Origin of the sequence: Mycobacterium sp. 3519A (genome assembly GCF_900240945.1) — a bacterium.
Taxonomy (GTDB): domain Bacteria; phylum Actinomycetota; class Actinomycetes; order Mycobacteriales; family Mycobacteriaceae; genus Mycobacterium.
In genome coordinates this window covers 2,310,022-2,332,600 of sequence record NZ_OESG01000013.1, presented here as the reverse complement: position 1 = coordinate 2,332,600, position 22,579 = coordinate 2,310,022, and the positions used below count along the sequence as shown (strand labels likewise).

Sequence of the window (22,579 nt, the reverse complement as noted above, 5' to 3'; positions counted from 1 at the left end):
TGACGACAGGACTGCCACAGTGTAGTGGGGCGTAGCTTGGCCCCCGTGGGCATGAGCATCGCTTTGATCGGACCCGGCGCAATCGGCGCGACCGTCGGTGCATATCTGCACGCCGCGGGTCATTCGGTCCTGCTGTGCGGGCGCACCGGGCGCGACGAGATCGAGGTGCGGCCCGACGACCGCGAGCCGATTGTGCTCCCCGGTCCGGTGCACACCGATCCCGCCGACGCCGACGAGACGGTCGACGTGGTGTTCATCGCGGTCAAGGACACCCAGAACGAACAGGCAGGCGACTGGTTGGCGCGGCTGTGCGATGACCACACGATCGTGTGCGCGCTGCAGAACGGCGTCGAACAGGTCGAGCGGGTCGGCCGGTTCTGCCCGTCGTCGACGGTGGTGCCCGCGGCGATCTGGGTTTCGTCGGAGGTGCAACCGCAGCGCTGGGTGCGGGTGCGTACGCAACCTCGGCTGGTGCTGCCGGACACCGAGGCGGCGGCGACGCTCGCCGAGTTGTTACGCGGGGCAGGCGTCACGGTCGAGTTGGACCCCGACTTCGTCACTGCCGCGTGGCGCAAGCTGCTGGTCAACGCGGTGGTCGGCCTCATGGTGTTGTCTGGGCGGCGCGCGGGCATCTTCCGCCGCGACGACGTGGCCGCGCTGGGCCGCCGCTATCTGGCCGAATGCCTTGCCGTGGCGCGGGCCGACGGCGCCCACCTCGACGAGCGGGTGATCGACGAGATCGTCGGCATGCTGGCGCAGGGGCCGCCCGACATCACCACGTCGATGTTGACCGATCGTCAGGCGGGTCGCGCGCTGGAGTGGGATATCCGCAACGGCGTCGTGCTGCGCAAGGCCGCCGCGTACGGCATCGCGGCCCCGATCAGCGAAGTGCTGGTGCCGATCTTGGCCGCGGCCAGCGACGGCCCCGGCTAGACATCTACTCCTGGTGCCGAAACGGCATTCCGGCACGGAAAGTTCGAGTAGAGGCGTGCTGGAATACCGTTTCGGCGCAGATCTGCTCGTGGTCTCACTGGGCGACGGCTATGAAGCCCCCGGCGTCCCGGCGCGCCTCGGCATGCGGTCGCCCGGTAACAGCAAGCTTCAAGATCCCTCCGCGTGTGCTGTTTTCCACGAAGTTGCGCGCATATTAGCTACTCCTAGCTAATATGCTGACTCGACGGAGCGCGGCACTGAGAGGAGATTTGATGAAAAAGGCAGTATTGGCAGCCGTAACCGTGGGGGTCGGTTCTCCACTGCTGGCGCTGGGGGTTGCCGCGCCGGCCGCGTGGGCCAAGCCGGCGACCGCCGGGTCGACGAGTGACTCCGGGAATGCGAGTGTGTCGGTCTCCGTCAACGGCACCCAACGGGTGCAGAAGGGCTTCAGCTCGGCGAATTCCGGTGCGGTGGGCGATCACAACGTCGCGGTCGCGGTCGGCGGAACCCAGGCGAATCGGAGCGAGTCCGGTATCAACACCCAGAGCGGGTCCGGTAACAAAGTGATTGCCGTAAACGGCGGGGACGCTTTCGTTTTCGGCTCAGCCAGCAACAGCTCCGCGAAGGCAGTCGGCGGTGGCGGCACATTCGCGTCGGTGAATGACGGAACGAACCTCAGCGCCACCGCGATCAACGGCGGATTCGCCCGAGCATCCAATGGCAACAACAACAAGGCCACCGCAGTCAACGAGGGCAGCATGGCGTACTCGGGGACGGGCGACAACAACACCGCCGTGGCGACCTCCGGCGGTCGCGCGGACGCGATAGGTGGCGGCAAGAAGACGATCTGCCACGGCGCGTCCTGCCACTGAAGGTAAGTGGCTGCGCCGAAACGGCATTCCAGCACGGAAAGTTCGAGTAGAGGCGTGCCGGAATGCCGTTTCGGCGCAACCTAGTACAAGGCCGCCCACGCCTTGCGGCGGTCCGCGTCGGGATCCTCGACGACCGAGTCGCGCGCCGTCTCGATGATGCGGGTGTAGCGGTGCGCAGTGTCGTAGACCGGCCAGTCGTGTCCGCTGGACCAATGGATCTCCCCGGACATCTGCGCAGCGAAGTCCAGCCAGGCACGTTGCATGCGCCTGCCGACCGGTGGCTGCAGCCGCCGGCCCAACGGGTGCAACTTGCGCCCGATGAACGAGGCGTAGCTGTGCTGAATGTGCACGATCTCGCTGCCATGAGTGGCGCCGAGGCCGAGAACCCGCAGGCTCCAACCGAAATGGTCGAACCGGTACATGTGCGTCGGCGCATGGGCGCTGTACGCGTCGGCGAACGCCCATGCCGGCACGCCGAACATGCAATCCGATCCGAACGCCACCAACGCCCGCCGACGCGGATAGTCCGGATACGCGGCGAGCACTCGGTCCTTGGCATCGGGGGCGACGCGGTCGAGGTAGGCGTCGATGGATCCGACGGTGGTGGGCAGCATCGGCGGTTTGGTCCAGGCGAACATCGACGCCTCATGGCTGTTGGTGCCGATGATCAGCGGCATCCGCGCCAGCGTGCCCGCCCGCGCCGCATCGACGGGATGGTTCGGCAGCAGGTCGACACCGTAGGTCAAGCCGTAGGCGAGCGTCGGCGTCGTCGACGCGCTCTTGAGCTGCAGCAGGCCCGCGGCGCGGCGCAGTTGCCGCTGCGGTAACGCCTTCACCTCGGCCGGGCGCACGCCTAGCCGCTTCAGGAATTCGTGCGCCCGCCTCGCCCGCAGGTCGCGGTCGGCGATCAGCGGCAGTGCGGGACTCTGGGCGATCGCGCGGTGGAACAGTCCGTCGGCCGCCGGGCTGGCCAGCAGCGCGAGCACCGACGTCGCACCCGCCGATTCGCCGAACACCGTCACCCGGTCGGGGTCGCCGCCGAACGCCGCGATGTTGTCCCGAACCCATTGCAGCGCGGCGATCTGGTCGCGCAGCGCGAGGTTGTCGTCGAACCCGTCACCGAGAGAGGACAGTTCGAAGCCGCCGAAGACTCCGATCCGGTAGGTGATGTTGACCACGACGACGTTCCCGTTGGCGGCCAGCCGCGACCCGTTGTAGAGCTGGAACTGTCCAGCCCCGTAGACGAATGCACCGCCGGGGATCCACACCATCACCGGCAGCGAGCCGCTTGTGTCGGGCGACCAGACTTGCAGCGTCAGACAGGCCTCGTCGCGCACCTTCGGATCGTCGCGACCGCCGCCGACGAACGACTTGCTCTGCGGCGGCAGCGGTCCGTGTTCGACCGCGTCGCGCACACCGGTCCACGGCTGCAGCGGCGCGGGCGCCAGAAAACGACGTTCGCCGACCGGCTGCTCCGCATACGGCACGCCGCGCCAGACGCCCACCCCGGCCTCGGTCGTGCCGCGCAGATCTCCAAGGCCGGTGTGCGCGATGATCGAATGTCCGGCAAGGACTGCCACGCCCAAATCGTAGTGTGCGAAGCTGGGCAGACCTGGGTGGACAAGGAGACGGAGCGGTGCGATGACCTTCAACGAGGGTATGCAGATCGACACGAGCAACATCTCCACCGGCGGCGGCCGCGGGCCAGGCCGCGGCATCGCGATCGGCGGCGGGCTGGGTGGCTTGATCATCGTGGTGCTCGCGCTGTTTCTCGGTGTCGATCCCAGTTCTGTCGTGCCCCAGCAACAGCAGATCGACACCGGCGGTGTCGAGGCGCCGGGCTACGACCTGAGCCACTGCAAGACCGGAGCTGACGCCAACAAATTCGTGGAATGCCGGGTGGCGGCGACGACGAACTCCGTCGACGGCGTGTGGCAGCAGCTGCTTCGCGGCTACACCCCGCCGCACACCGTGTTGTTCCACGGCTCGGTGCAGACCGGCTGCGGCCCCGCCGACACGTCCGTCGGCCCGTTCTACTGTCCGGTGGATCGAACCGCCTACTTCGACACCGACTTCTTCCAGGTGCTCGTCGACCAATTCGGTTCCAGCGGCGGTCCGCTCGCGCAGGAGTACGTGGTGGCCCACGAGTACGGTCACCATGTGCAGAATCTGCAGGGCATTCTGGGCCGCGCACAACGCGATCCGGAGGGTGCCACCGGCGCCGGGGTGCGCACCGAACTCCAGGCGGACTGCTACGCCGGCGTGTGGGCGCACTACGCAGCGATCACGAAACAGGAGAGCACCGGCGTGCCGTACCTTGAACCGTTGAGCGACAAGGACATTGCCGATGCGCTGTCGGCAGCGTCGTCGGTGGGTGACGACCGGATCCAGAAGCAGGCCACCGGCCGGGTCAACCCGGAATCGTGGACACACGGGTCGTCGGCGCAGCGGCAGAAGTGGTTCACCGTCGGCTACCAGACCGGCGACCCCAACAAGTGCGACACCTTCGCGACGAACAACCTTGGCTAGGCCGCCAACGGCCGTCGATGCCGTCGCCGAACGCTACCTCGACACGTTCGCGTCGTTGGATCCCTGCGCGGCAACAGAAATGGGCATCCTCGGCCACGACGACGAGATCACGGACTACTCCCCCGACGGTGTCGACGCGAGGGTGGACGCGGCGCGCGCGGCGCTGCGCGAACTCGACGGAGTGACCGCCGCCGACGAGGTCGACCGGGTGACGATCGCCGCGATGCGGGAGCGACTCGGCCTTCAGATCGAATTGCACGACGCGCGGTTGGATGTCGGCGAACTCAACGTGATCGCGTCGCCGCTGCAGTCGATGCGCGACGTGTTCGATCTGATGGCCACCGACACCGACGACGACTGGGCGTTGATCGGCAAGCGGATGTCGAAAGTACCCACCCGGGCGGCCGGTTACGCCGACGCACTGCGCGCGGCGGTGGCGGCCGGGCGTGCGCCCGCGGCCCGACAGGTCGCGCGCTGCATCCAACAGGCGGCCCAGATCCAGCAGTTGTTCGTCGAGATGGTGGCCGACGCGGCGCCGAACAACGCTGTGCTGCACGCGGAACTGCAGCAGCATGCGTCCGCTGCCGCCGACGCGTACGCAGGGCTCGCCACCGTACTGCGTGACGAGATCGCCCCGCACGCGCGGCAGGAAGATGCGTTCGGCCGTGAGGTGTATCAACTGCTGTCGCGGCAGTTCCTGGGGACGTCGGTCGACCTGGACGAGACGTACGAGTGGGGCCTTCGGCTGCTGGAAAGCATTGTTGCCGAGCAGGAATCGATCGCCGACCGACTGTACCCAGGGGCGTCGGTCAGCGACGCGTTGCGTCGACTCGACGACGAACCTCGTTATCTGGTGCATGGCACCGATGCACTGCAGGCTTGGATGCAGGATCTTTCCGATCGCGCCGTGGAATCGCTGGCCAAGACGCACTTCGACATCGAGCCTGCGTTGCGGACGCTCGAGTGCCGGATCGCCCCGACGCACACCGGCGGCATCTACTACACCGGGCCGTCGGAGGACCTGAGTCGACCGGGACGGATGTGGTGGTCGGTGCCGCCCGGTGTGGACACCTTCCGCACCTGGCAGGAAACCACCACGGTGTTCCATGAAGGCGTGCCCGGTCACCACCTGCAGGTCGGCCGCGCGGTGGCGTCTGCGGACCGCTTGAATCGGTGGCGCAGGATGGGCTGCTGGGTGTCGGGTCACGGCGAGGGATGGGCGCTGTACGCCGAGCGGTTGATGGCCGAACTCGGTTGGCTCGACGATGCCGGAAACCGGATGGGAATGCTGGACGCGCAACGCTTCCGGGCCGCGCGCGTGGTGCTCGACATCGGCGTGCACTGCGGGCTCACCGCACCGGACGGCGGCCGGTGGGATGCCGATCGGGCGTGGGTGTTCCTGCAATCGCACAGTGCGATGGCCGAGGAGAATCTGCGTTTCGAGTTGGACCGCTATCTGGGTTGGCCTGGTCAGGCGCCGTCGTATGCGATCGGACAACGCATCTGGCAGCAACTGCGCGACGAGATCGTCGCACCTCACCTGCCGCTGCGGGAGTTCCACAACCGCGCGCTGGATCTCGGTGGGTTGCCGCTGGACGTGCTCAGGTCCGCACTGCTCGACGGCGGACAAGCATGACCTGGCGAATCAGATAGCGATACCGATTGCGCAGCGGCTGCCACACTTGTGACGTGACCACCGAACCCATCGAACCCGACACCAAGGACTGGACCTGGGTGTTGGCCCGCCCGTGCCCGGAGTGCGGCTTCGATCCCGCCGCGGTGCACCACTCGCAGGTCGCTGACCGGATCCGCGCCGACGCGACGGACTGGCTGCGGCGCCTCGGCGAACCCGGCGCAGCGCAGCGCAGACAGCCCGCCGTGTGGTCCCCGCTGGAATACGGCTGCCACGTCCGCGATGTGCACCGCATCTTCGATCACCGCGTTCAGTTGATGCTCGCCGAGGACGAACCGCAGTTTCCGAACTGGGACCAGGACGAGACGGCGATCGCTGACGACTACGCATTGCAGGACCCGGCCACCGTCGCGACCGAATTGTTCGATGCCGCAAGCATTGTGGCCGACACCTACGACAACGTGCCTGCCGACGCGTGGTCACGTCGCGGATTGCGGAGCAACGGAAGCGAATTCACCGTCGCGACCATCGCCGTCTACCATCTGCACGACATCGTTCACCACGCCCACGACGTCGACAACGGCTGACCCTCCCCCGGCGAGCAGAGAACGCTAGAGGCGGGACTGTTCCTTGATCGCGGTGTCGGTGGTGCGCAGCGGGCGGATCAACGCGTCCTGCGTGAAGGAGGCGATCAACTCGCCCTCCTGCGTGTGCACCGCGCCGCGCACATAGGACATGCCCGCACCGACCTGTGTGCTCTCGTGCGAGTAGAGAATCCAGTCGTCCCAGCGGACAGGTTCGTGGAAACTCACCGTCACCGTCATCGGCGCCGTCGACACGGTCAGATGCGCCTGGGCGGTGCCGATCCCCTCATGCGCCCGCATGGTCGTCGAAATCCCTAGGTGGCCAGTGAAATACGCGATCAGCGCCTTGGCGAGCTCGTCGCGTGACGGGATCGGGTCGTAGTGCAGCCACGCGTACAGTTCGGGCGGCCCCACCTCGTCGGGACTGTTCACGTCGACGACGTCGACCAGGCGCAACTGCCTGCCGTCCATCGGCATTGGCGAGACGTTCGCATCATCGGGTCCCGCGACGTCGGGGCGCGGAAGATGATGACGGATGACGTCGGCGGTCGGCACATCGGCCAGCACCGTCGCCGTGATGCACCGCTTACCGTTCTGCTTGGCCGCGACGATCGCCGTCGCGGTCGAACGGCCTTCACTGACCACGTCGATCTCCAACTCGACCGGCCCGGCCCCGACCATCACGGCGCGGGCGAACACCGCGGACACCGAACGCACCGACTTGTCCGGGAACCGTTTGGCCACCGCGACGATCGCCTGTGCGAGCACCTGCGTGCCCTCCACCACCTGGCGCTCGTCCTCACCGGCGGGCCCGGTCGCGGCGACGAACCGGTTCCCCCCGTCCTGCTGGACGTCGAACAGGTCGAGAAGTCCGGCAACGGTCCACGTCTGCGCAGAGTCTGTCGTCATGGCACGGAACAGTAACCGAGCTTCTGCAAAAGCGGTAACGTCATTACCATGGCGAAGTCGAGCGGACGGACTCCCGACGCCGCCGGCGTCGACACCGAACCCCGGGAGCGCCGCTTCATGAAGTCGGCGCTGGCGATTCTCGGCGAGACCGGCCGCACCGACTTCACGGTGCTCGAGGTCGTCGAACGGTCCAAGACCTCGCTGCGCTCCTTCTACCAACACTTTTCGACCAAGGACGAGTTGCTGCTGGCGTTGATCGACAAGATCATGTCCGAGTCGACGCGAAAGTGGCGCGAGGACACCGCGGGGTTGAAGCCGGCCGCGGCGCTACGGGTGCTCATCGACCGCATCTGCACGCCGGCCGAGTCGACCACCCAGGACAGGGTCAACCGCGGACTGACCTCGTACAACGACCGCCTCGCCGAGACACTGCCCGGCGAGTACGCGCGCGTGCTGTCGCCGTTGCACGAGTTGATCAAGGACATCATCAACCGCGGTATCGCCGACGGTGTCTTCCGCGGTGGAATCGATGTCGACGCCACCGCCGCGCTGATCATGCAATCGGCGCTCGGCGCGATGCGGTTGCAGGTGCTCGGCGCCGAACTCAACGGCGTCCCGATCACCGCCGACCACATCTACCAGTTCTGCATCGGCGGCCTGCGCGGCCAGGCCGACCCCCGCTGACCTGCGCGATACCACTTCGACTCGGGCTGGTGTTTTCGCTGGTCCAGCCGTGGTAATGTCATTACCACCAGAGCAAAACGAGACTTCCAGGAGGCGGAAATGGCCCGCAAGCTTCCGTATCCGGTGTTCGACGCCGACAACCACTTCTACGAGCCGAAAGAAGCTCTGACCAAGTTCCTGCCGGACCACCGCAAGAACGTCATCGACTACATCGAGGTGCGCGGCCGGACCAAGATCATGGTCCGCAATCAGGTCAGCGACTACATCCCGAACCCCACCTTCGAGGTCGTCGCGCGTCCGGGCGCACAGGAGGAATACTTCCGGCACGGCAGCGGCGGCAAGAGCTTCCGCGAGGTGATGGGCAAGCCGATGAAGGCGATCCCCGCGTTCCGCGAACCCGCGGCGCGTCTGGAGGTGATGGACGGGCTGGGACTCGACTATTCCCTGATGTTCCCGACGCTGGCCAGCCTGGTCGAAGAGCGGATGAAGGACGACCCCGAGCTGATCCACGACGTCATCCACGCGCTCAACGAATGGATGTACGAGACATGGCAGTTCAACTACGAGAACCGGATCTTCTCCACGCCGGTCATCACGCTGCCGATCGTCGACCGCGCCCTCGAGGAACTCGAGTGGTGCCTGGAGCGCGGCGCCAAGACGGTGCTCGTCCGTCCCGCGCCGGTGCCCGGTATGCGTGGCACCCGGTCGTTCGGTACCGAGGAGTTCGACCCGTTCTGGGATGCGTGCGTCAAGGCGGGTATCCCGGTGTCGATGCACGCGTCGGACTCCGGATACGCCGAGTACCTGAACGACTGGGAGCCTGCCGACGAGTTCCTGCCGTTCAAACCGACCGCGTTCCGGATGGTCGCCATGGGTAAGCGGCCGATCGAGGACTCGATGGCGGCGCTGGTGTGTCACGGCGCGCTGACCCGCAACCCCGACCTGCGGATCCTGTCGATCGAGAACGGCGCCGACTGGGTGCCCTACCTGTTCAAGCAGTTCGAGAACACGTACAAGAAGATGCCGCAGGCGTTCCCCGAGGATCCCGTGCAGGCCTTCAAGCGTGGCGTCTACGTCGCGCCGTTCTGGGAGGACGATTTCGCCAAGATGGCCGAGTTGTGCGGGATCGACCGGATCATCTTCGGATCGGACTGGCCGCATCCCGAAGGCTTGGCCGAACCGACCCATCTGGTCGACGACCTGCAGGGCCTGGACGGGGAAGGTCAGCGAAAGGTGATGGGCGGCAACATGATCGACCTGTTCAAGGTCGAGAACACGATCGTCCACAACCCCGACGTGCCGCCTCTTGTCATTCCCGCCTGAACGGATCACATGACCGACGACGCAAATCCGGAACGGCTGCTGTTCGCCTCGACGACCCAGTCGTTCCTGGAGAAGGAAGCCTCGCTGAGCCGACTGCGGGACCTGCACAATGCTGGCATCTCGTTCGACTCGGGTTGGTGGCGGCGTGCCGCCGAACTCGGTTGGACCAGTCTGCTGGTGCCCGAAGATCTCGGCGGTGGCAGCGTATCCGGGGACGGGGTGGCCGATCTGGCGCTCGTCGCCGAGTTGGCAGGCAGGACCGTGGCCCCCGGTCCGCTGCACCCGGTGAGTACCGTGCTGGCCGGTCTCGCCGAGGCACCCGAAAACCACACCGACACAATCGAATTGTTGGTGTCGGGTGAGGTCGTCGGGTCGTGGGCGGTGTATGAGCCTGGCAAGCAATGGGCTCCGCTGGACGCGCAGACCACGGCGACCAGAACCGAGAACGGTTACCGGATCGACGGTGTCAAGGATCGCGTCGAGGCGGGACTTCAAAGTGCGGTGCTGATGGTCGTCGCACAATGCGACGGCGCGGTGCGTCAGTTCCTGGTCCCGACGGACGCGGCCGGGGTGCGCGTCGAGCCGCAACGCTCGATCGACATGGTCAAAAGCTATGCCCGCGTGTACTTCGACGGCGTCGAGGTCGACGAGTCCGCGGTGGTCGGCACTGTCGAGCAGACGCCAGGGATCGTGGCGCGGCAAAGTCAGATCGCGCAGGTGCTGCAGTGCGCCGAGGTGGTCGGCATTCTCGACACCGTGCTGGCCTTCACCATTCAGTGGGGTTTCGACCGGCATTCGTTCGGCCGCCCGATCGGCTCCTATCAGGCGCTCAAGCACAAGTACGCCGACCTCAAGATCTGGTTCGAGTCCTGCCGCGCGACCACCAACGCCGCGGTGGCGGCGGTGGCTGCGCGTTCACCGGGTGCCGAAATGGCGGTCAGTGTGGCGAAATCCTATGTGGGCGAACATGCTCCGGGCATGCTGCAGGACTGCGTGCAGTTGCACGGCGGTATCGGGGTGACATGGGAACACGACCTGCACCTGTTCCTGCGCCGGGCCACGCTGTACCGGTCGATGTTCGGCACACCGGAGGAACACAATCTGCGGGTCTACCGTCTCACCGAGCTGGGGGCCGCGTCATGACCGAAACCGCGTCTGCCCCAGCCCACACGGAATCGGTCGACGAGTTCGCCGCTCGCGCCCGGGCGTGGCTGGCCGACAACATGCCGCGCATCGACCCGGCCAATCCGCCCGAACACGACCGCGGCGAAGAGGAACCGTGGCGGCGCGCGCGTGAGCTGCAAAAGAAGCTCTATGCCGGTGGCTTCGCGGGAATCTGCTTCCCCCGCGAGTACGGCGGCCTCGGCCTCCCGATCGCCTACCAGAAGGCGTTCGACAACGAGTCCCGCAACTACGAGATGCCGGTCATCCTCAACACGCCGACGTTCACCATCTGCGCCGCAACGATTCTCGACACCGGCTCCGAAGAGCAGAAGCGCAAGCACATCTCGGCGGTGCTGCGCGGCGAAGAGGTGCTGGTCCAGCTGCTCTCGGAACCGAGCGGCGGATCGGACCTGGCGGGCGTCATCACCCGCGCCGACCGCAAGGACGGCAAGTGGGTGATCAACGGTGCGAAGACCTGGAGCACAAGCGCTTTCGCGGCCGACTACGGGTTGATGCTGGCCCGCACCAACTGGGACGTGCCCAAGCACGAGGGCCTGACGATGTTCCTGGTGCCGATCAACAGCCCCGGCATCACCCTGCGGCGGATCAAGCAGGTGAACGGATCGGTCGAGTTCTGCGAGGAGTTCTTCGACAACCTCGAACTCGACGACGACGCCGTCGTCGGCGAGGTCAACGACGGCTGGCAGGTGGCGTCGCGGCAGCTCTACCACGAGCGGCGCGCGGTGGGCGGCGGCTCCGAGTTCGCCAGCGGCATTGGCGCAGAAGGCAAATCGGATGTGCCCATCGACTACGTGTCGCTGCTGGCCACGTTGGGGCAGGCGGACAACGAGCGACTCCGCGCTCTCGCGGGCCGGGCGCTGGTGCACCGGGCGGTACGCGACCAGTTGATCGACCACGTGTACCACGGCGTCCTCGACGGATCGCTGCCACCCGCAGCGGGTTCGATCATCCGGGTCACGCACGCCGAGATCCACCACCTCGAGATCGACACCGTGTTGGCCATCACGGGCAGCGCCGGCGTGGTCGATGGCGGCGACGACCTGATCCGCTACGGCGACCGGTACCTGTCGCGGCAGGCGAGCGCACTCGGCGGCGGCACCACCGAGATCGCGAAAAACATCATCGGCGAACGCATTTTGGGCTTCCCCCGCGAGTACGCCGCCGACCGCGGTGTGCCGTTCAACCAGGTGAAGCGCAACAAGACCTGACCGTTCCTCCCGCGAGCAGACGCAAAATGCCCCGACACGCCGACGATTTGGGACAGTTTGCGTCTGCTCGCGCTAGAAGAGGGTCGGCTGCAGGACCTCGGCCGGCGGTGGCGGCACCGCCGCCTCAGCCGCGCGGAACGACCGACGGTCGGGGACCAACCCGTATCTGGCCACCAGCGGCGCCACCCGGTCGTGCAGCATCTTCCGGTAGTCGGACGGCAGATACGCTCCGCGCCTGTACAACTCGCGGTACTCCCGCACGAGTTCGGGATGCGATTTCGCCAACCACGCCATGAACCAGCCGCGCGTCGAACCGCGCAGATGCAGACCGAACACCGTCACACCCGTGGCCCCCGCCTCCGCGATCTGGCGTAGCAGCCCGTCGAGGTGCTCGACCGAATCGGTCAACCGAGGCAACACCGGCGCGACCATCACGTGACACTCCAGACCCGCTTCGCGGATGGCGGAAATCAGCCCCAATCTCGCTTGCGGCGTTGGGGTTCCGGGCTCGACGTCCTTGTGCAACTCGGGATCGCCGACCGCCAGCGACACCGCGACGCTGACCTCGGCGGCTTCCGCGGCCTGGGTGATCAACGGCAGATCGCGACGCAGCAGCGTGCCCTTGGTCAGGATGGAGAACGGTGTGCCGGACTCCGCAAGTGCACCGATGATGCCCGGCATCAACGCGTAGCGGCCCTCGGCGCGTTGATAAGGGTCGGTGTTGGTACCGAGCGCAACGGTCTCGCGTTGCCACGTCTTGCGGTGCAGTTCGCGCCGCAGCACCTCGGCGACGTTGGTCTTCACCACCACCTGGGTGTCGAAATCGGTGCCGCAGTCGAAATCGAGGTACTCGTGGGTGGGCCGCGCAAAGCAGTACCGGCAGGCGTGCGAACACCCGCGGTAGCCGTTCACCGTGTACCGAAACGGCAACATCGACGCTGCGGGCACCTTGTTCAGCGCGCTTTTGCAGAGAATCTCGTGAAACGTCATGCCCTCGAACTGGGGGCTGCGGACGCTGCGCACAAAGCCGATGCGTTGCAGACCCGGCAAGGCGCCGTCGTCGACGCTGACGCCCTGCCGATCCCACCGCACCCCACCATTCGAACGCTTGTTCGAGATGATGTCAAGGTAATTACTCGAGTGTGTCGGCCTGATGCCCTTTCAACCGTATAACGCGGGTGGGGGCTTGCGGCAAGGTCGGGGGCATGCCTCAAAATCCTCCCCTACCTTCGATATGGGCCGGATGGAGGCCAGAGATCAGGAAAAGAGGCACGTGTCCTACGAAGACGAACTGCAGTCCGAGCAGAGCTACCTCGACGGGCTCTACGCGCGACTCGACGCCGAGCGAACGCGCGTCAAGGACGCCTACCGCGCTGCGCTGCGGGAAGACGGCCTGCCGCTTGTGGAGCGCGACGCCGGGGTCCGTGCGCTGGCGCGGGAGATGAACCGGCTGAACGTCGTCGACCACGCACTGTGCTTCGGGCGGTTGGACAGCCTTGACGGCGACCCGTCGTACATCGGCCGCATCGGCCTTTTCGATGCCGACGACGACTACCAGCCGTTGTTGTTGGACTGGCGCGCACCGGCGGCGCGGGCGTTTTACGTTGCCACCGCCGCCAACCCCGAGAACATGCGCAGGCGCCGGCAATTCCACAGTCTCGGGCGCCGGTTGGTCGACTTCACCGACGAGGTGTTCGGCAGGCCCGGTCGCGGCGCGCGCGGCGACGCAGCGCTGCTGGCGGCGGTCAACGCCCCGCGCGGCGAGGGCATGCGCGACATCGTCGCGACCATTCAGGCCGAACAGGACGAGATCATCCGACTCGACCATCCCGGCGTGCTGGTGATCGAGGGCGGGCCCGGCACCGGCAAGACCGTGGTGGCGCTGCACCGCGTCGCCTACCTGCTGTACACGCAGCGTGAGCAGATGGAGCGGCACGGGGTGCTGGTGGTCGGCCCGAACGCGGCCTTCCTCAACCACATCGGCCGCGTGCTGCCCTCGCTGGGCGAGACGAACGTCGTGTTCATGACGCCCGGCGACCTGGTCCCGGGGCTGCACGTCACGGCCGAGGACGAACCGTACGTCGCGCAGGTGAAGGGCTCCACGGTGATGCTCGACGTGCTCGCCGCCGCGGTGGCCGACCGGCAGCGACTGCCGGACGAGCCGATCCGGATCCCGCTGAAAGACGTCACGATGCGCATGGACGCCGAGATCGCCGAGTGGGCAATCGAGGAGGCGCGCGCAAGCGGCCTGCCGCACAACGAGGCCCGCGCGGTGTTCAGCGACATCGTGACGTGGGTGCTCACCGAACGGGCCATCGCGTTGATCGGCCGCGGCTGGCTCACTCGAGAGGACGGCCAGGCGTGGGAGAACATGCGCGCGGATCTGCTCGCCGAACTCACCGACACCGCGGAGTTCATCGCCGCGCTCGACGACCTGTGGCCATTGCTGACGCCTGAGTCGCTGCTGGCGGAGTTGTACGAATCACCGGACCGGTTGCAGGCCGCAGGCGCCGATCCGGCGTTGCACCGCGCCAAGGGCGACGCGTGGACGGTGCCGGACGTCGCCCTGCTCGACGAGCTGTTCGACCTCTTGGGGCGGGCCAAGCTGCCCGACGACGAAGCCGAACGTGACCGCAAGGCCGATGCCGCGTTCGCCGAGGGCGTGCTGGATCTGATGGTCGGCCGCGAAGATCTGATGGACGACGAGGACCAACTGCTGGCCACCGACCTCCTCTACGCCGAGGATCTGGCCGACCGCTTCGCCGAACGCGACTACCGGGGACTCGCCGAACGTGCTGCCGCGGACCGGGATTGGACCTACCGGCACATCGTGGTCGACGAGGCCCAGGAACTGTCGCAGATGCAGTGGCGGGTGCTGATGCGGCGGTGCCCGAACCGGTCCTTCACGATCGTCGGCGACCTTGCCCAACGCAGGGCGGCGGCAGGCGCGACGTCGTGGGACAGCGTGCTCGAACCGTACGTGCCGGGCCGCTGGCTGTACCGGCCGCTGTCGGTGAATTACCGCACCCCGGCCGAGATCATGGCGATCGCCGCCGCACTGCTCGAAGAGTTCGCGCCCGGCGTGCAACCGCCGGAGTCCGTCCGCGCATCCGGCGCCCAGCCTTGGGCCAAGCATGTCGGTGAAAGTGAACTGTCCTCTGCCATCGACGAATTCGTGCAGGCCGAGAAGGAAATGCCGGGCACCAGCATCGTGATCGGTCCGCCCGGTGTGCCCGGCACAGTTCCCGCATCGGAGACGAAGGGACTGGAGTTCGACGCGGTCCTGGTCGTCGAGCCTGAGCGCATCCTCGCCGAGGGACCGCGCGGGGCGGCCGACCTCTACGTCGCCCTCACCCGCGCCACACAGCGCCTCGGCGTGCTGCACTGCGGCCCGCTGCCGCACGTTCTGAGCGGCCTGCGGATACCGCATGTGGCTTGATCGCCGCGAAAACCGTTGACAGGAAATCGAATCGAGGAGGATTTCAGTGCCGGGAGCGAAACCGTACGGGCAGTTGCGGTACAAGCAGATCAACGGAAAGCGGATGGCCTACATCGACGAGGGCCAGGGTGACGCGATCGTGTTCCAGCACGGCAACCCGACGTCGTCGTACCTGTGGCGCAACGTGATGCCGCACGTGGAAGGGCTGGGCCGACTGATCGCCTGCGATCTGATCGGGATGGGTGGCTCGGACAAGCTCGACGACTCCGGCCCCGACCGCTACCACTACGCCGAACAGCGCGACTATCTGTTCGCGTTGTGGGACGAACTGGATCTCGGCGACAAGGTGATTCTCGTGCTGCACGACTGGGGTTCGGCGCTCGGCTTCGACTGGGCCAACCGGCACCGGGACCGGGTGGCGGGCATCGCCTACATGGAAGCCGTCGCGATGCCGATCGAGTGGTCGGACTTCCCAGGTCCGATGCGCAGCGTGTTCCAGGGCTTCCGCTCCCCCGACGGCGAGTCGATGGTGTTGGAGCAGAACATGTTCGTCGAGGCGGTGCTGCCAGCGTCCATCAAGCGTCAGCTCACCAACGAGGAGAAGGCGCACTACCGCGAACCGTTCCGCAGCGCGGGCGAGGACCGCAGACCGACACTGACCTGGCCGCGCAACATCCCCATCGAGGGCGAGCCCGCCGATGTGGTCGCCACTGTCACCGACTACGGCCAGTGGCTGTCGCAGTGCGATGTTCCCAAACTGTTCGTCAAGGGCGAACCAGGCGCGTTGATCCGCGGCCGCGCTTTGGACTTCGTGCGTACCTGGCCCAACCAGACCGAGGTGTCCGTGCCCGGCATCCACTTCCTGCAAGAGGACAGCCCCGACGAAATCGGCGCTGCGGTCGCCTCGTTCGTGCGGGCGGTCAGAGCATGACCGTCTTGGTGGTCGGCGCCGGAGCGGGCGGCGGGTACATCGGCGACCGGTTGCTCGCCGCGGGCCGCGACGTCACCTTTCTGGTTCACGCCCACACGCTGGCGCGACTGCGCGAGAGCGGATTACGGTCGCGCCACGGCACCGACGTCCGCACCGTCGACGTCAACGCCGTCACCGCCGCCGACCTGAACACCACATACGACGTCATCGTCGTCGCGGTGCGCGCCAGCGCCGTCGCATCGGCGATCGACGACGTCCTGCCTGCCGTCGGCCCCGACACCAGGATCGTGCCGATCGTCAACGGCATCGGCCATCTCTCGCTGCTGACTGCGGCGTTCGGCCGTCGCGCGCTCGGCGCGGCGGCCCGACTGCACGCATCGTTGTCCGCGGACGGCGTCATCGACGTGGTCGTGCCCGGTATCGACATTCAGATCGGTGCGCTCGACGGCGACGACGCGGACGGGCTGAAACGCACCCGGGCCGAACTGGAGGCTCCCGACGTCGCGGTCGCGGTCCGTGACGACATCCGCGGTGCCATGTGGGAGAAGTTCGCGTTCATCATGTCCGCGGCGGTGCTCACCTGCCTCGTGGGCGCCGAGATAGGACCGATCGCCCGCGCCGACGGCGGCGTCGCGTTGGCCCGTCGGGTGCTGGCCGAAGTGTCCTCGATCGCGGCGGCCGAGGGCCACCCGCTCGCGGACGAGGTCCGCAACAATCTGGACGCCGTGGTCACGGACCCGTCGTCGAAGTTCGGGCCGTCCATGTTCCGCGACCTGCGGGCCGGTCGCCCGATAGAGATGGGCGTGTTCGCGGATCTCGCCGAGGTCGCCCGCGCGCATCACCTCGACACGCCGTTGTTGGACGCAGCCATGGTGGTGGTCGACGTGCACAACCGCCGGGTGGCGCCGTAGGCGGCTACCTCACCACTGTCCGAGTTTGCACTGCAGGTTGTACGGGCCGTCCTGCTGCACGACCACCTGGCCGTCGACGGCGATCTCGCAGTGCGGATTCGGCGCGGCCTGTCCGCCGTGCGTGGTGCTGCTGACGGTGAAGATCGCCCACTGCGGGTCGGCGAGCGTGGTTTCGAAGACCCACGGCGCGCCGGGGCCGACGTTCACCGTTTCCTTCTTCACGTAGGAGTACGCGTCGGCGTTGTAGGCGTCCTTGCTCGGCGGCTGAGCCGTCAGATAGAAGAGGTCGAAGTCCGCGGGCCCGCCGGTCGTCAGCGTGTACCGCACCTGGTGTCCGGCCGGCTCAGCGCTCGCGATGCCACCACTTACCGCAATCCCGGCGGCCGCCACGAGAAGCGCCGCCCCAACCCTTGTCGCTGTTCGCATGTCCGTCACATCGCGGCACGGTACCGGATCGTTACACGGGCAACCACGCAGCAACGTCCGACTCGGTAAACGGCAAACGACCTCGGCCGCGTCGACAGGTTAATCCGTTCGTCACACGCAGAAATTTCGCAGAAACAGAGGCGATCTAACGTCCCGATTTGACACCCCTGGGGCGTCTGCACTTCTGCGCTTCAACCCGACGCTCATCAGCGGATGAGCGCTGCTGACACCTAGAAAGGCTGCCCATGCGACTACCGCGACGCACTTCGTTGAGACGGTCGGCTTTAGCTGCGGGAAGCGTCCTCGCCGCGACGAGCTTGTTGCTGTCCGGCTGCGGAAGCAAGGCGACCGAGTCGGACTCGGCAAACGCCGCGTCGTGTGTGGACACCTCGGGACCGACCATCAAAATCGGCGCACTCAACTCGCTGTCGGGCACCATGGCGATCTCAGAAGTCACCGTGCGGCATGCGATCGATCTGGCCGTCGAGCAGATCAACGCCGCGGGCGGCGTTTTGGGCAAGCAGATCCAGCTCGTCGGCGAGGACGGCGCGTCGGAGCCGACCGTGTTCGCTGAGAAGGCCCAGAAGCTGATCTCCAGCGACTGTGTCGCGGCGGTGTTCGGCGGCTGGACGTCGTCGAGCCGCAAGGCGATGTTGCCGGTGTTCGAAAGCTCCAACTCGCTGCTGTACTACCCGGTGCAATACGAGGGTCTCGAGTCGTCGAAGAACATCTTCTATACCGGGGCCACCACCAACCAGCAGATCGTGCCCGCCCTCGATTACCTGAAGGAAAAGGGCATCAAGTCGCTGTATCTGGTCGGCAGCGACTACGTCTTCCCGCAGACCGCCAACCGGATCATCAAGGCGTACGCCGCCGCCAACGGCATCGAGATCAAGGGCGAGGACTACACACCGCTTGGCTCAACAGACTTCTCGACGATCGTCAACAAGGTCCGCGGATCCAACGCCGGGGCGGTGTTCAACACTCTCAACGGCGATTCCAACGTCGCCTTCTTCAAGGAGTACACCAACGCGGGCCTGACGCCGCAGAAGATGCCGGTGGTCTCGGTGTCGATCGCCGAGGAGGAAGTGACCGGCATCGGCGCCAAGAACATCGAAGGCCAGCTGACCGCGTGGAACTACTACCAGACGGTCGACAATCCGGTGAACAAGGCGTTCGTCAAGGCCTACAAGGACAAGTACGGCCAGGACAAGCCCACCTCGGACCCGATGGAAGCCGCGTACGTCTCGGTCTATCTGTGGAAGAACACCGTCGAGAAGGCGAAGTCGTTCGATGTCAAGGCGATTCAAGATGCCTGCGGCGGCGTCACGTTCGACGCCCCCGAGGGCCTGGTGACGATCGACGGCGAAAACCACCACATCACCAAGACCGCTCGCATCGGCGAGATCCACCCCGACGGCCTGATCTACACGGTCTGGCAGTCGCCGGGCCCGATCAAGCCGGACCCTTACCTCAAGACGTACCCGTGGGCTGCGGGCCTGTCGAGCTGAGATGGAGGTCCTGATCGGACAGCTGGCAACGGGATTGAGCCTCGGCTCGATCCTGTTGTTGGCTGCGTTGGGGTTGTCTCTGACGTTCGGGCAGATGGGCGTCATCAACATGGCGCACGGCGAGTTCATCATGGCCGGCTGCTACACGGCCTACGTGGTGCAACAAGTCGTATCGAGCGCCGGTCTGTCACTGCTGATTTCACTCGTGATCGGATTCGTGGTCGGCGGTGCGATGGGCGCGCTGCTCGAAGTCACCCTGATCCGCCGGATGTACACCAGGCCGCTGGACACGCTGCTGGTCACGTTCGGCGTCGGGCTGGTCCTGCAGCAGGTGGCCCGTGACATCTTCGGCGCACCCGCGGTCAATGTCGTTGCGCCAGGCTGGTTGTCGGGCGGTGTCGAGATCCTCGGCGCAGTCGTACCGAAGAGCCGGATCTTCATCCTGGTGCTGGCGGTGATCTGTGTGGCGGCGTTGGCCGCTGTGCTCAAGCTCAGCCCGATGGGGCGGCGAATCAGGGCAGTCGTGCAGAACCGCGATCTGGCCGAGACTAGCGGCATCTCGTCCCGGACCACCGATATCACCACGTTTTTCATCGGTTCCGGGCTGGCGGCGGTTGCCGGTGTGGCGTTGACGCTGATCGGTTCGACCAGTCCGACCATCGGTCAGAGTTATCTGATCGACGCGTTCCTGGTGGTCGTGGTCGGCGGTCTCGGCCAGATCAAGGGCACGGTCATCGCGGCGTTCGCGCTCGGCTTCCTGAACTCGTTCATCGAATACAGCACAACGGCATCGCTGGCCAAGGTGATCGTCTTCGTGATCATCGTGGTCTTTCTGCAGGTGCGCCCCCAGGGCCTGTTCACCGTTAGGACAAGGAGTCTCGCGTGAGAATTCTCGGCCGTTGGCAGACCTGGGCCGGATTCGGTATCGCGGCGGTGCTGCTGTTCGCGGTGGCGCCTGCGGTGCTATCCGAGTTCCGGCTCAGCCTGCTCGGCAAGTTCTTGTGCTTTGCCATCGTCGCGGTCGGCATCGGGTTGGCCTGGGGCCGCGGCGGAATGCTGGTGCTGGGCCAGGGCGTGTTCTTCGGGCTCGGCGGCTACATGATGGGGATGCACCTGAAGATCGCCGACGCGCAGTTGCGCGGCACCAGTGTGCCGGACTTCATGCAGATCGCCGGCGTCCGTGCGCTGCCCGCGTATTGGGAGCCATTCGCCTCCCCCGCGTTCACACTGCTCGCCATCGCGGTGGTGCCGACTGCGATCGCAGCGGCGCTGGGGCTGGGTGTGTTCAAGCGTCGGGTCAAGGGCGCCTACTTCGCGATCCTGTCGCAGGCGCTGGCCGCGGCGCTGGCGATCCTGCTCGTCGGCCAGACGAGCCTGGGTGGCAGCAACGGCTTGACCAACTTCCGTACCTTCTTCGGATTCGCGCTCAAGGATCCGGCGAACAAGCGGATGCTGTACTTCATCGCGGCGGGTGTGCTGCTGATCGTCGTCGCGATCGTGCGTCAGCTGATGTACAGCCGCTACGGGGAACTGTTGGTTGCGGTGCGCGACGGCGAGGAGCGGGTGCGGTTCCTCGGGTACGACCCTGCCAACATCAAGGTGGTCGCGTACACCGTCGCCGCCTTCTTCGCGAGCATCGCGGGCGCGCTGTTCGCCCCGATCGTGGGCTTCATGGCGCCTTCGCAGGTCGGAATCCTGCCGTCCATCGTGTTCCTGATCGGCGTCGCGATCGGCGGGCGCACCACGCTGCTCGGGCCCGTGCTGGGCGCCGTCGGTGTGGCGTGGGCGCAAACCCTGTTCTCCGAACGATTTCCGTCGGAGTGGACCTACGCCCAGGGCTTGCTGTTCATCGTCGTCGTCGGCTTCTTCCCCGCCGGACTGGCGGGAGTCGGTGCGTTGTTCAAACGGTGGCGCGAGCGCAAGCCGACACCATCGCACGAACCCAAGTCGGTTCCCGGTTCTGACGTCGAATCGGACGCCGAGAAAGTCGAGGCGCGCGCATGACCGGTTCGACGGTGGAACCGGTCGAGGGCGGCAACGTCGGCATGGGCAGCCAGTACCTCGAAGTCAGGGGTTTGACAGTCGATTTCGACGGGTTCAAGGCGGTCAGCGATGTCGACCTGACGCTCTTCCAGGGTGACCTGCGATTCCTGATCGGCCCCAACGGCGCGGGCAAGACCACCGTCATCGACGCGATCACCGGACTGGTCGCCGCAACCGGGTCGGTGAACAAGTCCGGCGTCGAGTTGCTCGGCAAGAAGGTGCACCAGATCGCTCGGGCCGGTGTCGGCCGGACTTTCCAGACGGCAAGCGTTTTCGAGCAGCTGACCGTGCTGCAGAACCTCGACATCGCCGCCGGTGCCGGCCGGTCCGCGTGGACGCTGCTGCGGCGGCGTAAGGGGATACTGCCCGCGATCGAGGAAGCTCTCGACATCACCGGGTTGACGGATCTGGCGGAAAAGCCTGCGGGGGTGTTGGCGCACGGTCAGAAGCAGTGGCTGGAGATCGGCATGCTGCTGGTGCAGAACGCCGACGTGTTGTTGCTCGACGAGCCGGTCGCAGGCATGAGCCACGAAGAGCGCGAAGAAACCGGAAACCTGTTGCGCCGCATCGGCGGCGAACGAACGGTGGTCGTCGTCGAACACGATATGGATTTCATGCGAGCGTTCGCGACGTCGGTGACCGTGCTGGCCCGTGGACAGGTGATCGCCGAAGGGTCGGTGGCCGAGGTACAGGCCAACCCGAAGGTGCAGGAGGTCTACTTGGGCACGGCGGCCGCAGGCGCAGAAGGGATTTCGTAATGCTTCAGCTTGTGGACGTGCGCAGCGGTTACGGCCGCTCGGAGGTCATCCATGGGGTCAGCCTCGAGGTGCCCGCCGAAGGCGTTGCCGCGGTGATGGGCCATAACGGTGCGGGCAAGACCACACTGTTACGCGCGGCTGTAGGTCTGTTGAAATGCACGGCGGGCAAAGTACTTTTCGACGGCGACGACATCACGAAGCTGCGGCCGAGCGCGCGGGTGGCCCGCGGGTTGGCGTATGTGCCGCAGGGCCAGCAGTCGTTCGGTCAGTTGACGACCGCCGAGAACCTCCAAGTCGTCGCTGACGGACGCAAGAACGGCAAGCAGTTGATCGACGAGCAACTCGACCTGTTCCCCGCGCTCAAGGAGTTGCTGACGCGACGGGCCGGTCTGCTGTCCGGCGGCCAGCGGCAGCAGTTGGCGATCGCGCGGGCGTTGATCACCAGCCCCAGGTGCCTGATCCTCGACGAGCCGACCGAAGGCATCCAACCGTCGGTGGTGGCCGAAATCGAAGCGGCGATCACGGAGTTGACGAAGCGCGGCGACCTGGGAGTGCTGTTGGTCGAGCAGCACATCGGCTTCGCCCTCGAGTCCGCGCAGCGCTACTACATCCTGGAATCGGGCCGCGTCACGTCCTCGGGCGTAGGAGGTTCGTCGTCGGAGGCTGACGTCCGCGCCGCGATGGCGATCTGACGCCGATG

Annotated in this window: 21 protein-coding genes; 17 read left to right on the top strand and 4 right to left on the bottom strand. The window is 66.4% G+C overall.

Annotation, left to right across the window (positions count from 1 at the left end):
* The first annotated feature begins 51 nt into the window (after window positions 1–51).
* Together C1A30_RS19145 and C1A30_RS19140 are read left to right on the top strand one after the other, a co-directional pair.
* Window positions 52–933 carry an oxidoreductase gene (locus tag C1A30_RS19145; RefSeq protein ID WP_101949725.1) on the top strand — a complete coding sequence of 294 codons (882 nt, stop codon included), beginning with the start codon at window positions 52–54 and terminating at the stop codon, window positions 931–933.
* Between the two features lie 272 nt (window positions 934–1,205).
* A complete protein-coding gene (locus C1A30_RS19140) occupies window positions 1,206–1,805 on the top strand; it encodes a hypothetical protein (protein WP_142392626.1) in 600 nt (199 codons plus the stop codon).
* An 80-nt stretch (window positions 1,806–1,885) separates the two neighbouring features.
* Here the strand turns inward: C1A30_RS19140 and C1A30_RS19135 are convergent, their stop codons facing one another.
* A complete protein-coding gene (locus C1A30_RS19135) occupies window positions 1,886–3,385 on the bottom strand; it encodes a carboxylesterase/lipase family protein (RefSeq protein ID WP_101950317.1) in 1,500 nt (499 codons plus the stop codon).
* A 61-nt stretch (window positions 3,386–3,446) separates the two neighbouring features.
* Between C1A30_RS19135 and C1A30_RS19130 the strand changes: the two genes are divergently transcribed.
* From C1A30_RS19130 to C1A30_RS19120, 3 genes are read left to right on the top strand one after another with little or no spacing between them, the layout of a single operon-like run.
* Window positions 3,447–4,334, top strand: a complete 888-nt coding sequence (locus tag C1A30_RS19130; protein ID WP_101949723.1) for a neutral zinc metallopeptidase — start codon at window positions 3,447–3,449, stop codon at window positions 4,332–4,334.
* On the top strand, window positions 4,327–5,970 hold the full coding sequence (locus tag C1A30_RS19125; protein WP_101949722.1) for a DUF885 domain-containing protein: 1,644 nt from the start codon (window positions 4,327–4,329) through the stop codon (window positions 5,968–5,970). The genes C1A30_RS19130 and C1A30_RS19125 overlap by 8 nt, the downstream gene beginning before the upstream one ends.
* A gap of 53 nt (window positions 5,971–6,023) precedes the next feature.
* Window positions 6,024–6,554, top strand: coding sequence for a DinB family protein (locus C1A30_RS19120; protein ID WP_200828305.1), 531 nt, complete (start codon window positions 6,024–6,026; stop codon window positions 6,552–6,554).
* 24 nt (window positions 6,555–6,578) lie between these two features.
* Here the strand turns inward: C1A30_RS19120 and C1A30_RS19115 are convergent, their stop codons facing one another.
* Window positions 6,579–7,460 carry an acyl-CoA thioesterase II gene (locus C1A30_RS19115; protein WP_101949720.1) on the bottom strand — a complete coding sequence of 294 codons (882 nt, stop codon included), beginning with the start codon at window positions 7,458–7,460 and terminating at the stop codon, window positions 6,579–6,581.
* Window positions 7,461–7,508: 48 nt separating this feature from the next.
* Between C1A30_RS19115 and C1A30_RS19110 the strand changes: the two genes are divergently transcribed.
* The 4 genes from C1A30_RS19110 to C1A30_RS19095 all read left to right on the top strand — a co-directional run bounded on the left by C1A30_RS19110 (window position 7,509) and on the right by C1A30_RS19095 (window position 11,860).
* Entirely contained in the window at window positions 7,509–8,144 is a 636-nt protein-coding gene (locus C1A30_RS19110) for a TetR/AcrR family transcriptional regulator (RefSeq protein WP_101949719.1), read from the top strand.
* Window positions 8,145–8,243: 99 nt separating this feature from the next.
* Window positions 8,244–9,467: an amidohydrolase family protein gene (locus C1A30_RS19105; RefSeq protein WP_101949718.1), complete on the top strand. Its 1,224-nt coding sequence runs from the start codon at window positions 8,244–8,246 to the stop codon at window positions 9,465–9,467.
* A gap of 9 nt (window positions 9,468–9,476) precedes the next feature.
* Entirely contained in the window at window positions 9,477–10,610 is a 1,134-nt protein-coding gene (locus C1A30_RS19100; protein WP_101949717.1) for an acyl-CoA dehydrogenase family protein, read from the top strand.
* A complete protein-coding gene (locus C1A30_RS19095; RefSeq protein ID WP_101949716.1) occupies window positions 10,607–11,860 on the top strand; it encodes an acyl-CoA dehydrogenase family protein in 1,254 nt (417 codons plus the stop codon). The genes C1A30_RS19100 and C1A30_RS19095 overlap by 4 nt, the downstream gene beginning before the upstream one ends.
* A gap of 72 nt (window positions 11,861–11,932) precedes the next feature.
* On the opposite strand, the gene C1A30_RS19090 is transcribed toward C1A30_RS19095, so the two are convergent.
* Window positions 11,933–12,952, bottom strand: a complete 1,020-nt coding sequence (locus C1A30_RS19090; protein WP_101949715.1) for an Rv2578c family radical SAM protein — start codon at window positions 12,950–12,952, stop codon at window positions 11,933–11,935.
* A 181-nt stretch (window positions 12,953–13,133) separates the two neighbouring features.
* On the opposite strand from C1A30_RS19090, the gene helR reads away from it, so the two are divergent.
* The 3 genes from helR to C1A30_RS19075 are packed head-to-tail and all read left to right on the top strand — an operon-like array spanning window position 13,134 to window position 17,141.
* A complete protein-coding gene (gene helR / locus C1A30_RS19085; protein ID WP_235009986.1) occupies window positions 13,134–15,299 on the top strand; it encodes an RNA polymerase recycling motor ATPase HelR in 2,166 nt (721 codons plus the stop codon).
* A gap of 46 nt (window positions 15,300–15,345) precedes the next feature.
* Entirely contained in the window at window positions 15,346–16,230 is an 885-nt protein-coding gene (locus C1A30_RS19080) for a haloalkane dehalogenase (protein ID WP_101949714.1), read from the top strand.
* Window positions 16,227–17,141: a 2-dehydropantoate 2-reductase gene (locus tag C1A30_RS19075; RefSeq protein WP_101949713.1), complete on the top strand. Its 915-nt coding sequence runs from the start codon at window positions 16,227–16,229 to the stop codon at window positions 17,139–17,141. The genes C1A30_RS19080 and C1A30_RS19075 overlap by 4 nt, the downstream gene beginning before the upstream one ends.
* 9 nt (window positions 17,142–17,150) lie before the next feature.
* Here the strand turns inward: C1A30_RS19075 and C1A30_RS19070 are convergent, their stop codons facing one another.
* Window positions 17,151–17,567 carry a hypothetical protein gene (locus C1A30_RS19070; RefSeq protein WP_101950315.1) on the bottom strand — a complete coding sequence of 139 codons (417 nt, stop codon included), beginning with the start codon at window positions 17,565–17,567 and terminating at the stop codon, window positions 17,151–17,153.
* A gap of 245 nt (window positions 17,568–17,812) precedes the next feature.
* Between C1A30_RS19070 and urtA the strand changes: the two genes are divergently transcribed.
* From urtA to urtE, 5 genes are read left to right on the top strand one after another with little or no spacing between them, the layout of a single operon-like run.
* Window positions 17,813–19,078 carry an urea ABC transporter substrate-binding protein gene (urtA, locus tag C1A30_RS19065; RefSeq protein WP_101949712.1) on the top strand — a complete coding sequence of 422 codons (1,266 nt, stop codon included), beginning with the start codon at window positions 17,813–17,815 and terminating at the stop codon, window positions 19,076–19,078.
* Window position 19,079: 1 nt separating this feature from the next.
* Window positions 19,080–19,964: an urea ABC transporter permease subunit UrtB gene (urtB, locus tag C1A30_RS19060; RefSeq protein ID WP_101949711.1), complete on the top strand. Its 885-nt coding sequence runs from the start codon at window positions 19,080–19,082 to the stop codon at window positions 19,962–19,964.
* A complete protein-coding gene (urtC, locus tag C1A30_RS19055) occupies window positions 19,961–21,082 on the top strand; it encodes an urea ABC transporter permease subunit UrtC (RefSeq protein WP_101949710.1) in 1,122 nt (373 codons plus the stop codon). The genes urtB and urtC overlap by 4 nt, the downstream gene beginning before the upstream one ends.
* Window positions 21,079–21,879, top strand: coding sequence for an urea ABC transporter ATP-binding protein UrtD (gene urtD / locus C1A30_RS19050; RefSeq protein WP_101949709.1), 801 nt, complete (start codon window positions 21,079–21,081; stop codon window positions 21,877–21,879). The genes urtC and urtD overlap by 4 nt, the downstream gene beginning before the upstream one ends.
* The gene (urtE, locus tag C1A30_RS19045) at window positions 21,879–22,571 is read left to right on the top strand and encodes an urea ABC transporter ATP-binding subunit UrtE (RefSeq protein ID WP_101949708.1); all 693 of its coding nucleotides are present in this window, start codon (window positions 21,879–21,881) and stop codon (window positions 22,569–22,571) included. Before urtD ends, urtE begins: the two co-directional genes overlap by 1 nt.
* Window positions 22,572–22,579: the final 8 nt, after the last annotated feature.

Excerpts from the sequence above, each read along its gene's own strand:
- C1A30_RS19075 (WP_101949713.1), top strand. The coding sequence starts at position 16,227 with ATGACCGTCTTGGTGGTCGGCGCCGGAGCGGGCGGCGGGTACATCGGC.
- C1A30_RS19145 (WP_101949725.1), top strand. The coding sequence starts at position 52 with ATGAGCATCGCTTTGATCGGACCCGGCGCAATCGGCGCGACCGTCGGT.
- C1A30_RS19110 (WP_101949719.1), top strand. The coding sequence starts at position 7,509 with ATGGCGAAGTCGAGCGGACGGACTCCCGACGCCGCCGGCGTCGACACC.
- C1A30_RS19140 (WP_142392626.1), top strand. The coding sequence starts at position 1,206 with ATGAAAAAGGCAGTATTGGCAGCCGTAACCGTGGGGGTCGGTTCTCCA.
- C1A30_RS19070 (WP_101950315.1), bottom strand. The coding sequence starts at position 17,567 with ATGCGAACAGCGACAAGGGTTGGGGCGGCGCTTCTCGTGGCGGCCGCC.
- C1A30_RS19105 (WP_101949718.1), top strand. The coding sequence starts at position 8,244 with ATGGCCCGCAAGCTTCCGTATCCGGTGTTCGACGCCGACAACCACTTC.
- C1A30_RS19095 (WP_101949716.1), top strand. The coding sequence starts at position 10,607 with ATGACCGAAACCGCGTCTGCCCCAGCCCACACGGAATCGGTCGACGAG.
- urtE (WP_101949708.1), top strand. The coding sequence starts at position 21,879 with ATGCTTCAGCTTGTGGACGTGCGCAGCGGTTACGGCCGCTCGGAGGTC.
- C1A30_RS19115 (WP_101949720.1), bottom strand. The coding sequence starts at position 7,460 with ATGACGACAGACTCTGCGCAGACGTGGACCGTTGCCGGACTTCTCGAC.
- C1A30_RS19100 (WP_101949717.1), top strand. The coding sequence starts at position 9,477 with ATGACCGACGACGCAAATCCGGAACGGCTGCTGTTCGCCTCGACGACC.
- urtA (WP_101949712.1), top strand. The coding sequence starts at position 17,813 with ATGCGACTACCGCGACGCACTTCGTTGAGACGGTCGGCTTTAGCTGCG.
- urtB (WP_101949711.1), top strand. The coding sequence starts at position 19,080 with ATGGAGGTCCTGATCGGACAGCTGGCAACGGGATTGAGCCTCGGCTCG.
- urtD (WP_101949709.1), top strand. The coding sequence starts at position 21,079 with ATGACCGGTTCGACGGTGGAACCGGTCGAGGGCGGCAACGTCGGCATG.
- C1A30_RS19130 (WP_101949723.1), top strand. The coding sequence starts at position 3,447 with ATGACCTTCAACGAGGGTATGCAGATCGACACGAGCAACATCTCCACC.